The sequence below is a fragment of the Streptomyces showdoensis genome, assembly GCF_039535475.1.
Classification (GTDB): Bacteria; Actinomycetota; Actinomycetes; order Streptomycetales; family Streptomycetaceae; genus Streptomyces; species Streptomyces showdoensis.
In genome coordinates this window covers 177,562-189,566 of sequence record NZ_BAAAXG010000012.1, presented here as the reverse complement: position 1 = coordinate 189,566, position 12,005 = coordinate 177,562, and the positions used below count along the sequence as shown (strand labels likewise).

Here is a 12,005-nt window from a genome sequence, read left to right as displayed (position 1 = left end):
GTCCGGACCACGAGGAGGAAGAGTTGGCCACGGACCGCCGAACGGCAATCTTGGAGGGGGCCGCCCGGGTGATAGCCCGGCGGGGAGTGCGCGGACTGCGGGTGGAGGAACTGGCGGCCGAGGCGGGGGTGTCCACCGCGCTGATCTACTACCACTTCAAGGACCGGGCGGGCATCCTGCGCCACACGCTCGAGTTCATCAGCGACCGCGCCGACCGCTACACCGCCGACGCGGAGGGGACGGACGGGCCGTTCGACCCCCACCAGGAGCTGGAGCGATCGCTGCTGCTGGAGTTCCAGGACCTCCCCGAGGTCCGGGAGAACAGCACGGCCTGGGGCGAGCTGCGCGCCAGCGCGGTCTTCGAGCCGGAGCTGCGCGCGGACCTGGCCAGGGCCGGCCTCACCTGGGTGCACGAGGTCGCGTCCCTGCTGGCCCAGGCCTGCCCCGCGGCCCCCGCCCCGACCCTCACCGCGTCCGCGGAGCGGCTGACGGCCCTCCTGGAGGGCCTGAGCACGCGCTGGCTGACCGACGGCCTGTCCGTGGCCCACGCCCGCACCCTGATGCGGGAGGCCGTCGCCGTGGAGCTCGGCCACCTGCGCCGGACCTGGGCGGCGGACGCCTGACCCGACTCCGGCCTCCCCCGCCCCGGCCTACCGCCCGTCGCGCTCCGCCGCCTCGGCGAGGCGCTTGACCCGCGCCAGGCGCCGGTCCCAGTCCGCCGCGAGCTCGGCCATCCACCGCGCCGTGACGTCCAGCGCCGCGGGCCGCACCGCGTACCGCACCTCGCGGCCGGCCCGCGTACCGGTCACCAACTGGGCGGACTCCAGGACGGCGAGGTGCTTGACGACCGCCTGCCGGGAGACCGGGAGCTCCTCGGCCAGCGCCGTCGCGGTGACGGCGCCCCGCGCGGCGAGCAGGTCGAGCAGCCGGCGCCGGGTCGGCTCGGCGAGCGCCGCGAGGACGGCGTCCACGGTCGGCCCGACGCCCTGCGGCTGTTCCTCGGTCACACGGACGGCGCTTCGGCGCGGGTCTTGAACGAGGCCATGACCTGGGCCCAGCCGTCGGTGTTGTCCTTGAACGCCCCGCCGCGCAGCTCGTCCGAGCCGTCCAGCGCGGCGAAGCCGCTCTCCACCACCCGCAGCCGGGTTCTGTCGCCCTCGGCGGTGAGGGTGAACTCGATGAGGGTGCTGTTGCCCTCGCGCAGCTCCTCGCCGGGGAAGGCACTGGCCCAGCGGTACGCGAGGTAGGTCGGCGGCTGCACCTTCTCGACCCGTACCGGGAAGTCCCCGTACCGCTCGTTCTTCGCGACCGTCGTCTCGCCCTCCCGGGCCACGGTGCCGGCGGTGCTCCCGTCGTCGGCCACCCAGAAGCCGGGCTCGGCCACCAGCGGCCAGACCCGGTCCACCGGGGCCTCGATCAGGGTCTCTCGTTCGATGAGGTTCGCGTTCATGGGAAACACTCCTTGAGCTTCGCGCCATACTCTCACGTGCAACTCAAGGGTTGCACTTCACTCCCCCATCCGCAACCGAAGGGTTGCACTTCACGGACGGCGTCGCTTCATGAGCGCGGTGTACAGCAGCAGGGAGGCCCCGAGGCCGACGGCCCAGCCGTAGTCGGCGAGGGGTTTCAGGACGGGGATCAGGCCCTCCTCGGGGAAGGGTCCCGCGCCGGGCTCCGAGTGGGAACCGCCCACCGCGAGCACGCCGCCCACCAGGAAGGCGAGCACGGCGGCCGGGTTCCAGCCGCCCCGGTACCAGTAGGGGCCGTCGGGACGGTAGAGGCCTTCGAGGTCGAGGACGGTCCGGCGGACCAGCCAGTAGTCGGCGATGAGGATGCCCGCGACCGTGCCCAGCAGACCGCCCACCAGGCCCAGCCAGGTGAAGATGTAGAGCTCGGGGGTGGCGGTGAGCTTCCACGGCATGATGACCACGCCGACCACCCCGGTGATCAGGGCGCCCCTGCGGAAGTCGACGAAGCGGGGGGCGAGGTTGGCGAGGTCGTACGCCGGGGAGACGACGTTCGCGGCGAGGTTCACCGACAGGGTGGCGACCAGCACGGTGACGAGGGCGAAGAGCAGCCCGAAGACGTTGTCGGTCCTGGCGACGAGCGCCACCGGGTCCCAGACGGGCGCCCCGTACACGGCCTGCGATCCGGAGGTGACGAGCACCGAGAGCACGGCGAACGCCGTCATGGTGGTCGGCAGGCCGAGGGCCTGGCCGCGGATCTGGGCGCGCTGGCCGGAGCCGAAGCGGGTGAAGTCGGGGATGTTGAGGCTGAGGGTCGCCCAGAAGGCGATCATGCCCATGAGGGCGGGGAAGAAGACGGGCCAGAAGTCGGCGCCCCAGCCGAGCCGGGAGGGCTGGTCGAGGAGCGGGCCGAAGCCGCCCGCCTTGACCGCGATCCACACCAGCAGGACGAGCGCGCCGACGATGACGAAGGGCGCGGCCCAGTTCTCGAAGCGCCGCAGGGTCTCCATCCCCCGGTGGATGATGGCGAGTTCCAGGGCCCAGAAGAGCAGGAAGCAGAGCCACAGGGTCCAGGGCTGGCCGCCGATCCGGGCCGCCTCCGCCCAGCCGCCGAAGACGGTGCCGAGCAGCACGAAGATGCCCTGGCCGCCGATCCAGGTCTGGATGCCGAACCAGGCGCAGGCGACCCCCGCCCGGACCAGCGCCGGCAGGTTGGCGCCGCGCAGCCCGAAGGAGGCGCGGGCGAGGACCGGGAAGGGGATGCCGTACTTCGGTCCGGCGTGCCCGGTGAGCAGCATCGGCACCAGCACGATCAGGTTGGCGAGGGCGATGGTGAGGACGGCCTGGAGCCAGTCCATGCCGAGGGCGACGAGCCCGGAGGCGAGCAGCCAGGACGGGATGTTGTGGGCCATGCCGACCCAGAGGGCGGCGAAGTTGTAGGTGGTCCAGCGGCGGTCGGCGACCGGGACGGGCAGCAGGTCGTCGTTGACGAAGCGCGGGTCGGTGCCGGCCGCGCCGGGCCTGAGCTCGACGCGGCCGTCGCGTATGCCGGGTCTTCCGGAGGGGGCGGTGGCGGTCATGGCGGTGGAACCCTTCGTTCGTCTCCGGCGGGGGAAGGAACGAGCCGTGCGGGGCCGGCGGGGGTTCGGCGGCCCGGGCGGGGCGGGGCGTCAGCCGGCGAGGGCGGGGATCACCGTGGAGCCGTACGCGTCGATGGTGCCCTCCCGGTTGTCGTGCATGTCGTAGACGGCGAACTGGTCGACGCCCAGGTCCCTGAGGTGGCGGAGCTTGGCGATGTGGGTCTCCGCCGGGCCGAGGAGGCAGAAGCGGTCGACGATCTCGTCGGGGACGAACGCGGTGTCGGGGTTGTCGGCCCGCCCGTGGTGGGAGTAGTCGTAGCCCTGCCGGTCCTTGATGTAGGCGGTCAGCTCCTCCGGGACCATCGAGGAGTGCTCGCCGTACTTGGCGACGAGGTCGGCGACGTGGTTGCCGACCATGCCGCCGAACCAGCGGCACTGGTCGCGGGCGTGGGCCAGGGCCTCGGGCGAGTCGTCGGCGGTGACGTACGCGGGCGCGGCGACGCAGATGGTGAGCGCGTCGGGGTCGCGTCCCGCCTGCCGTGCCGCGTCCCGGACGGCCTTGACCATCCACTCGGTGAGGAAGGGGTCGGCGAGCTGGAGGATGAAGCCGTCGGCCTTCTGGCCGGCCAGCGCGAGCGCCCTGGGCCCGTACGCGGCCATCCAGACGGGAAGCTTGCCGTTCTTGATCCACGGGATCCGGATCGGGTTGCCGTCCACCTCCGCCTCGCGTCCCTCGGCCAGGTCGCGGATGACGTCGATGGCCTCGCCGAGCCGGGCCAGGGTGTTCGGTCTGCGGCCGGCGACGCGCATGGCGGAGTCGCCGCGGCCGATGCCGCAGACGGTCCGGTTGCCGTACATGTCGTTGAGGGTGGCGAAGGTGGAGGCCGTCACCTCCCAGGTCCGCGTCCCCGGGTTGGTGACCATGGGGCCGATGTGCAGCTTGGTGGTGTGGGCGAGGATCTGGCTGTAGATGACGAAGGGTTCCTGCCAGAGCACGGCGGAGTCGAAGGTCCAGCCGTAGCGGAACCCGTTGCGCTCCGCCCGGCGCATCAGGCCGACGACCTGCGAGGCGGGCGGGTCGGTCTGCAGGACGAGTCCGAAGTCCAAGGGGCGGTCTCCTAGTTCAGGTACTGACAGGTGGAACGGGGTACGAAGCTGCCGTGTCCGGCGCGTCCGGTGAACGTGCGGTGGTCGATGACGAGTTCGCCGCGCGAGAGCACGCTCTCGACCCGGCCGGTCACCGTCCGCCCCTCGTAGGCGGAGTAGTCGACGTTCATGTGGTGGGTGGCCGCGGAGAGGGTCTGGCGGGCGTGCGGGTCGTAGACGACGACGTCCGCGTCGGCGCCGGGCGCGAGGGTGCCCTTCTGCGGGTACAGGCCGAACATCCGGGCCGGGGTGGCGCAGGCGATCTCGATCCAGCGGCGCCGGGAGATGTGCCCGTCGACGACGGCCTGGTGGAGCAGGTCCATGCGGTTCTCGACGCCCGGCAGACCGTTGGGGATCTTGGAGAAGTCGCCGCGGCCGAGCTCCTTCTGGCCCTTGAAGCAGAAGGGGCAGTGGTCGGTGGAGACCACCTGGAGGTCGTTGGTGCGCAGCCCCCGCCAGAGCGCCTCCTGGTGCTCCTTCGGCCGCAGGGGCGTCGAGCAGACGTACTTGGCGCCCTCGAAGTCCGGCTCCGCGAGGTTGTCGGTGGACAGGAACAGGTACTGCGGGCAGGTCTCGCCGAAGACCGGCAGCCCCTTGTCGCGGGCGGCCGCAAGCTCGGCGACGGCCTCCTCGGCGGAGACGTGCACGACGTAGAGCGGACTGCCGGCGACCCGGGCGAGCTGGATCGCCCGGTGGGTGGCCTCGGCCTCCAGGAGCGCCTTGCGGACCTCGCCGTGGTAGCGGGGGTCGGTCTCGCCGCGGGCGAGGGCCTGTTCGACCAGGACGTCGATGGCGATGCCGTTCTCGGCGTGCATCATGATCAGCCCGCCGTTGCCGGAGGCGCGCTGCATGGCCCGCAGGATCCTGCCGTCGTCGCTGTAGAAGACGCCGGGGTAGGCCATGAAGAGCTTGAAGGAGGTGATGCCTTCCTGGACGAGCTTGTCCATCTCCTTCAGGGAGTGCTCGTCGACGTCGGAGAGGATCATGTGGAAGGCGTAGTCGACCGCGCAGACGCCGTCGGCCTTGGCGTACCAGGTGTCGAGCCCTTCGCGCAGGGAGTGGCCTACGCTCTGGACGGCGAAGTCGACGATGGTGGTGGTGCCGCCCCAGGCGGCGGCGCGGGTGCCGGTCTCGAAGGTGTCGGAGGCGGCGGTCCCGCCGAAGGGGAGTTCCATGTGGGTGTGGGCGTCGACGCCGCCGGGGATGACGTAGCGGTCGGTGGCGTCGATGGTCCGCTCGGCGGTCCAGCCGGCGGCGACGTCGGAGCCGTGGGCGGCGAGGGCGGCGATCCGGCCGTCCTCGATCAGCACGTCGGCGTGGAGCTCGTCGGCGGCGGTGATCACCAGACCGCCCCGGATGAGAGTACGGGTGCTCACGGACTTCTCCCCTGCGAACTGGACGGGTGCGGTCTGGTGCGGTCTGGTGCGGACTTCCGGGCCGTCAGCCGTGGACTTCCGGGCCGGCCGCCGCGGACGGGCGGGCCGGCCGCCGCGGCGGACTAGAGCGAGCGGAGGGCCTGTTCGAGGACGGCGGCGCCCTCCTCGGCCTCGGCGACGGTGAGCGAGAGCGGGGGTGCGACGCGCAGGGCGCTGGTGTTGTGGCCGCCGCCCTTGCCGATCAGCAGGCCACCGGCGCGGGCGGCCTCCAGGACGGCGCCGGCCGTTTCGGGGGCGGCGCGGTCGGTGCCCGGCTCGGTGAGCTCGATGCCGATCATCAGTCCGCGCCCGCGGACCTCCCGTACGTGCGGGGAGCCGGCCGCGGCGGCGCGCAGCCGTTCGATGAGGAGGCCGCCGACGCGTCGGGCGTTGCCCTGGAGGTCGTGTTCCAGCAGGTACGTGAGGTTGGCGAGGCCCGCGGCCATGGTGACGGGCGAACCGCCGAAGGTGGAGATGGAGTTGGCGTCGAGGCAGTTCATGATCTCGGCGCGGGCGACCACCCCGCCGATGGACATCCCGTTGCCGATGCCCTTGGCGAAGGTGAGGATGTCGGGCGGACCGGCCTGGCCGTGCGCCTGCCAGCCCCAGAAGTGCTCGCCGGTCCGGCCCCAGCCGGTCTGCACCTCGTCGGCGATCCAGAGGATGCCGTGCCGGTCGAGGACGCGGCGGAAGGCGGCGTAGAGGCCGTCGGGCGGAGAGGTGAAGCCGCCGACGCCCTGGATGGGTTCGGCGATGAGGGCGGCGACGTCGCGGGTGTGGCCGAGGAGGTCTTCCAGGTCGGCGACGCAGGCCTCGGTGAACCGCTCGTCGCTGTACGCGGCGTAGGGGCCGCGGTTGCGGACGCCGCCGTGCACGTAGAGCGTCTGCAGCGGGGAGAGGCCGGTGGGCGACCAGGTGCGGTTGCCGGTGATGCCGACGGTGGAGAAGGAGCGCCCGTGGTAGCTGTTGCGCATCGCCAGGATCTGGTTCGAGCGGCGGTACGCGGTGGCGAGGAGCAGGGCGGTGTCGTTGGCCTCGGTGCCGGAGGTGGTGAAGAAGACGCGGGCGTCGGGGATGCCGGAGAGGGTGGCGATCCGTTCGGCGAGCTCCACCATCGGACGGTTGAGGTAGAGCGTGGACGAGTGGATGATCCGTCCGGCCTGTTCGGCGACGGCCTTGGTGACCTCGGGGAGGGCGTGGGCGGTCATCGTGGTGAGGATGCCGCCGAAGAAGTCGAGGTAGCGGTTGCCGTCGGCGTCCCAGACATGGCGGCCCTCGCCGTGGGTGATCTCGATGGGGTCGCGGTAGTACAGGGCGACCCAGTCGGGGATGACGGCGCGGTGGCGCTCGTAGAGGCTGCTCACGGCCGCACCAGCCCGTCGTACGCGTCGGGGCGGCGGTCCCGGTAGAAGGCCCACTGCTGCCGGACCTCCTCGATGAGCCCGAAGTCGAGGTCGCGGACGACGAGTTCCTCGGCCTTGTCGGAGGCGACCTCGCCGACGAACTGCCCGCGGGGGTCGACGAAGTAGCTGGTGCCGTAGAAGTCGTTCTCGCCGTACTCCTCCTGGCCGACGCGGTTGATGGCGGCGACGAAGTACTCGTTGGCGACGGCGGCGGCGGGCTGTTCCAGCTGCCAGAGGTAGGCGGAGAGGCCGCGCGAGGTGGCCGAGGGGTTGTATACCAACTGGGCACCGTTCAGACCGAGTTGGCGCCACCCCTCCGGGAAGTGGCGGTCGTAGCAGATGTAGACGCCGACCCGGCCGACGGCGGTGTCGAAGACGGGCCAGCCGGCGTTGCCCGGCCGGAAGTAGTACTTCTCCCAGAAGCCCTTGACCTGCGGGATGTGGTGCTTGCGGTACTTGCCGAGGTAGGAGCCGTCGGCGTCGATGACGGCGGCGGTGTTGTAGTAGAACCCGGCGCCCTCGACCTCGAAGACCGGGACGACGATCACCATCCCGGTCTCCCGGGCGAGCTCCTGCATCCTGCGCACGGTGGGTCCGTCGGGCACGGGCTCGGCCCAGCGGTAGTGCTCGGGCTCCTGCACCTGGCAGAAGTAGGGGGCGTTGAACACCTCCTGGAACCCGATGACCTTCGCGCCCTGCCGGGCCGCCTCGCGGGCGTGCTCCTCATGCTTGGCGATCATGGATTCGGTGTCGCCGGTCCAGGTCGCCTGGACGAGCGCGGCGCGTACGACGTCGGTCATGAGCTGCTCCTTCGGCACGGCGTCAGAGAGCCTCTACGCACGTAGACGCGATGCGTAGGAGGAGAACGTAAGCCCCGTCACAGCCCGGAGCAAGACCACTGCCGCGAACCGGCGGAGTCGATCATGTTTCATACCCGAGTGGTCCACGTCGGACACGTACCGACACGTCCGTTTCGAGCGATCGCGCCCTTGTGCGAGGCCGCCGTGCGTCAGCCGAAGAGCGCGACCAGCCCGTTCACCCAGAGCGCGATCGCCGCCACCACCGCGAGGAGGCAGCCGGCACCGGCCGCGAGGTCGGCGAGCCTCTCCTTCCCACCGGCCTCGGCGACGGGCTCGCACGCCTCCAGCTCCTCCAGCGGCATGCTCCAGTCGACCGGCCGGCCCAGCGCCCTGGAGCACTCCTCCCGCACCTGCGCCAACCGGGTCCGCGCGACGGCGGATCCGGCCGCGGACTCGGGGCCGCTCCAGGCGAGGGCCTTCATCCGGTGGCCCGGGGCGTGGTAGCGCGCCTCGAAGGCGGCGACCTCCGCCGGGTCCCGGTCCTCCTCCAGATACGTCCACCGGCCGGCCTCGGCGGGCTCGCCGTACAGCCGGTACACCTCGCCGAGCCGGCGCCTCAGCGCCAGGTCGTCCGGGAACGAGCCGACGAGGCCGCGCAGCCGCTGGCGCGCCATGGGAACGCGGCCGGCGGCGAGGTCGGCGTCGACGCGGGCGAGGGTCTCGTGCAGGGGCATGGGCCCCATCCTCGCCCACGGACGGACGACGGACGAACGGTTTTCGCAGGCCAGGGCAGGTCCAGGCGGGCCAGGTCAGGTCAGGTCAGGTCAGGTCCAGGAAGGCGAAGGCAAGCCCAGGAAGGCGAAGGCAGGTCCAGGAAGGCAAGGGCGGGCCCAGGAAGGCAAGGGCGGGCAAGGGCGGGCAAGGGCAGGCAAGGGTAGCGACGGGCGGGTCGGGGCAGTACGGCGCCGGTGGCCCGCCGCCTCAGGCCAGACCGGCCACCCGCAGCGCGTGCAGCAGGTCCCGCTCGCGGGACGGCGAGACGGCACGGGCGGCGGAGAGGAGCCGCGGGGTCAGCGCGGCCGGGTCGAGGGCGGCCAGGCGGGCGGCGTCCTCCGGGGTGCGGACCCGGAGGAACGCGGCCAACAGCGCCTGCGCCTCGGGCTGGTGCCCCTCGGCGAACAGGGCGGCACAGGCGCCCGCCAGCTCCTCCACCGGGCGGGCGACGCCCTGGCGGAGGAGCTGGTCGCAGTCGTGCGGCCGGCCCGCGTCGGCGAGGGCGCCCGCGACGGCGGCCAGCCGGGCCGGGGGCAGCGACGCGGCCTCCCACAGCAGCGTGGCCCAGTCGGCCGCGAGGCCGGCCCGGTGCAGTTCGGCGGCCAGCACCGGCAGCCAGGCGGGCGGCCCGGCGAGCGCCTCGCAGAGCAGCCCGTGCGCGTCGCCGCCCCGCCCCTGCGCGCGCAGCCGCCGCAGCGCGTAGACGGCGTTGCCCGCGGCACGGGCCGCCTGCCCGGGGTCGGCGGGCGGGGCGGGTGCAGCGGGCGGGGGCGCGACGGCCGCGCCCCCGAAACGGGCACCCCGCGGAGCCGCGCCCGCCACGGGCAGCTCGGGGACGGCCTGCGGTGCGGGGCCGGCCACGGTGGCGGTGCGGCCGGCGCCGGGGGCGTCCACGAGGTCGCCGGCGTCGCCGGCGTCATCGGTGTAGTCGAGCCACGCGTACCGGGCGCCACGGGGGCGGCGCCTGGCCGGCGCGGGGGTGGGGGCCGGGGCGGGTGCGGGGGTCCGCCTCTCCTCCACGCGGGCGAGCCGGGCCGTCAGTTCCGCGATCCGGGCCCGGGCGCGGGACAGGTCGTCGCGGGCCCAGGCCAGCTCGGGGCCCGGGGTCCGGGCGAGGTCGAGGACGCGGGTCTCGGCCTGCCGGGCCTCGCGCTCCCTCAGGCGGCGGAGGTCGGCGAGGTCGTCCGCCGCGCCCGGGGCGCGGTCGTGGACGGCGGCCGCGGCCTGGTGCAGGACCCGGCCCCGTACGGCCCGGGGCGCGCCGGGCGGCTCCCCGAGGTCCTGGAGCAGGGACTCGACGACGTCCCAGGGCGGGAGCTCCGTACCGTCGAAGCAGGCGCGCAGCCCTTCCGGGTCACGGGCGGCGAAGACCCCGTACCAGCCCCCGCCCGGCCTCAGCCGGCCGGCGAGCTCGCTCAGCCAGCCGGCGAACGCAACCATTTCCACCGGAAGTTGATGCACCGTCATACCACTGCCTTTCGGTCCACCGGCATTGGACCGCAGTCGTGTTACGGGACGGCTACGCAGAGTTTTCGGTCAGGAGCCCGGGAAGCTGACGACGATCCCGGTGTGCGGGCGCTTGCCGAGGCGGGCGACGGTCGCGGGCCAGTCGACCGCCCAGAACTGCCAGGTGTACTTGCGGGAGAGCAGCCGGCGCACCCGGCGGAGCTCCTCCCCCGTCACCAGCCGGGCCGTGCCTTCCACCCGTTCGGCCCCCTCGGCGACGTTCCCGCGCACGTCGCAGACGGCGGCCACGACCCGGGGGTCGCGGCGCAGCCGCTTGACCTTCCAGGAGTCGGTGCGGGTCCAGGCGTACAGCCGGTCGCCGTCGACCGCGTACCAGACGGGGGTGGCGACCCCGGTGCCGTTCTTCCGGAAGGTGGTCAGACTGACGTAGCGGCCGCGGCGCAGCTCGTCGGGGATCGTGTCGGGCGTCATGCCGGCGAGCCTACGCAGGAGTCGGGTTGGCTGCGTGGGTGAGGGTCTCCCAGGCCACGAACAGGTCGTCGGTGCCGCCGGGCCGCTGGCTCTGCGCCAGCTTCGCGGTCTGCGGGAGCCTGCGGTGCATCCGCCCCTGGAGGTGGTTGAGGGCGACCTCGACGTCCGGGCCCATGGTGCGCTCGATCCGGCCGCCGCACAGCCAGACCGGGGCGGTCTCGCCGAGCTGGTAGCGGGAGTGGAACTCCAGGGCGGCGGCGAGCCGGTCGGCCTGCTCGCGGTAGAGGTCGAGGCCCTGGTGCCAGGCGGTCTCGGCGATGTGCGCGGTGGCGGCGAGCGAGTAGCCGATGTGCATGAAGTTGCGGCAGGTCTCCTGGCCGACGCCGTCGCGGTAGGTGCGCTGACCGAACCAGTACGTGGCCAGCTCGTCGGCCGTGTCGATGGTCCCGCCGGGCGGACGTTTGGGCAGTGCGCCGTCGGAGGCCAGGTAGAAGTAGGCGGGGACGCGGGCGCGGTAGCGGCGCACGGCGTCCTCGAAGACCCTGCGGTCCTCCAGGAAGACCGCCATGCCGATGGCGGCGTCGGCCATCGCCAGTTCCCAGTTCCCGTTGTGGTCGGGAACCGCGGCGGACACCTCCGGCAGGTAGGCCTTGCGGAGCATCCACTTGAAGCGCTGCACCTCCGGGCCCTTCCAGGCGGGGTACCCGGCGTGCACGATCTCGGCGGCGCGCGCCCAGGAGGAGCCGGACCAGGCGGTCTGGAGGTCGGCGTCGTCGCGGGTGTGCTCCTTCACCGTCCCCGACCAGGCGTCCATGATCTCGACGGCCTTGGCGGCGTGGTCCCGGTCGCCCGAGACGGACCACATCAGGGCCTGGGTGTAGGCGGCGATGGCGTCCTCGCGCTCGGCGACGCAGGCGTCGGTGCCGGCGTTGGAGGCGCAGGCGACGACCTTCGCGGGGTGCGGGGTGTAGTCGAGCGAGGCGTACCTGCTCCCGCCCATCGCCTTGTACGCGGACTTCCACGGCTCCCGTCCGGCGGCGACGTGGGCGCGGACGGCCGCCAGCTGGGCGCCGCCGACCAGGACGCCGGGGTGCGTGAAGCGCTCGGGCGCGGTGAAGGCGGGCGGTGCCGCCGTCTCGGGTGCCCCGGACCCCGATCCGCAGCCGGTGGCGACGAGCAGCAGCGCGGCGGCGGTGGCGGCGCGCACCGGGCGGGCGCGCCGGGCGGAGCGGGGCTTCTGACGACGGTTCACGCGTCCACGGTGGCCCGGGCCACCCGGTCGCGCATCCCCTGCTAGGCCACCGGGCTGCCGGCGGTGCGGGAGGGCGGTCGGGCGGGGCGGTCGGCCGGAGGGCGGTCGGGCGGGGCGGTCGGCCGGAGGGCGGTCGGGCGGGGCGGTCGGCCGGAGGGCGGTCGGGCGGGGCGGTCGGCCGGAGGGCGGTCGGGCGGGGCGGTCGGCCGGAGGGCGGTCGGGCGGGGCGGT

The 12,005-nt window shown here is 73.4% G+C and carries 12 protein-coding genes; 1 reads left to right on the top strand and 11 read right to left on the bottom strand.

Going from position 1 to position 12,005, the window contains the following annotated elements; genetic code table 11:
- Nucleotides 1–86 precede the first annotated feature (86 nt).
- A complete protein-coding gene (locus ABD981_RS07550; RefSeq protein ID WP_382748316.1) occupies nt 87–623 on the top strand; it encodes a TetR family transcriptional regulator C-terminal domain-containing protein in 537 nt (178 codons plus the stop codon).
- Between the two features lie 27 nt (nt 624–650).
- On the opposite strand, the gene ABD981_RS07545 is transcribed toward ABD981_RS07550, so the two are convergent.
- The 11 genes from ABD981_RS07545 to ABD981_RS07495 all read right to left on the bottom strand — a co-directional run bounded on the left by ABD981_RS07545 (nt 651) and on the right by ABD981_RS07495 (nt 11,774).
- Nucleotides 651–1,007: an ArsR/SmtB family transcription factor gene (locus ABD981_RS07545; protein WP_046911093.1), complete on the bottom strand. Its 357-nt coding sequence runs from the start codon at nt 1,005–1,007 to the stop codon at nt 651–653.
- Nucleotides 1,004–1,450 carry an SRPBCC domain-containing protein gene (locus ABD981_RS07540; protein WP_046911094.1) on the bottom strand — a complete coding sequence of 149 codons (447 nt, stop codon included), beginning with the start codon at nt 1,448–1,450 and terminating at the stop codon, nt 1,004–1,006. The genes ABD981_RS07545 and ABD981_RS07540 overlap by 4 nt, the downstream gene beginning before the upstream one ends.
- A gap of 90 nt (nt 1,451–1,540) precedes the next feature.
- Entirely contained in the window at nt 1,541–3,046 is a 1,506-nt protein-coding gene (locus ABD981_RS07535; protein ID WP_046911095.1) for an NCS1 family nucleobase:cation symporter-1, read from the bottom strand.
- Nucleotides 3,047–3,136: 90 nt separating this feature from the next.
- Entirely contained in the window at nt 3,137–4,153 is a 1,017-nt protein-coding gene (locus ABD981_RS07530; protein ID WP_046911096.1) for a TIGR03842 family LLM class F420-dependent oxidoreductase, read from the bottom strand.
- Between the two features lie 11 nt (nt 4,154–4,164).
- Nucleotides 4,165–5,568 (bottom strand): dihydropyrimidinase, encoded by a 1,404-nt coding sequence (hydA, locus tag ABD981_RS07525; protein ID WP_046911097.1) that lies wholly within the window; start codon nt 5,566–5,568, stop codon nt 4,165–4,167.
- A gap of 122 nt (nt 5,569–5,690) precedes the next feature.
- Nucleotides 5,691–6,971, bottom strand: coding sequence for an aspartate aminotransferase family protein (locus tag ABD981_RS07520; RefSeq protein WP_046911098.1), 1,281 nt, complete (start codon nt 6,969–6,971; stop codon nt 5,691–5,693).
- Nucleotides 6,968–7,810 (bottom strand): nitrilase-related carbon-nitrogen hydrolase, encoded by an 843-nt coding sequence (locus ABD981_RS07515; protein WP_046911099.1) that lies wholly within the window; start codon nt 7,808–7,810, stop codon nt 6,968–6,970. The genes ABD981_RS07520 and ABD981_RS07515 overlap by 4 nt, the downstream gene beginning before the upstream one ends.
- A gap of 209 nt (nt 7,811–8,019) precedes the next feature.
- Nucleotides 8,020–8,544 carry a DUF6584 family protein gene (locus ABD981_RS07510; protein WP_046911100.1) on the bottom strand — a complete coding sequence of 175 codons (525 nt, stop codon included), beginning with the start codon at nt 8,542–8,544 and terminating at the stop codon, nt 8,020–8,022.
- 247 nt (nt 8,545–8,791) lie between these two features.
- Nucleotides 8,792–10,024 (bottom strand): UL36 very large tegument protein, encoded by a 1,233-nt coding sequence (locus ABD981_RS07505; protein WP_345528655.1) that lies wholly within the window; start codon nt 10,022–10,024, stop codon nt 8,792–8,794.
- 96 nt (nt 10,025–10,120) lie between these two features.
- A complete protein-coding gene (locus tag ABD981_RS07500) occupies nt 10,121–10,522 on the bottom strand; it encodes a PPOX class F420-dependent oxidoreductase (RefSeq protein ID WP_046912518.1) in 402 nt (133 codons plus the stop codon).
- A 10-nt stretch (nt 10,523–10,532) separates the two neighbouring features.
- Nucleotides 10,533–11,774, bottom strand: a complete 1,242-nt coding sequence (locus ABD981_RS07495) for an alginate lyase family protein (RefSeq protein WP_240495507.1) — start codon at nt 11,772–11,774, stop codon at nt 10,533–10,535.
- Nucleotides 11,775–12,005: the final 231 nt, after the last annotated feature.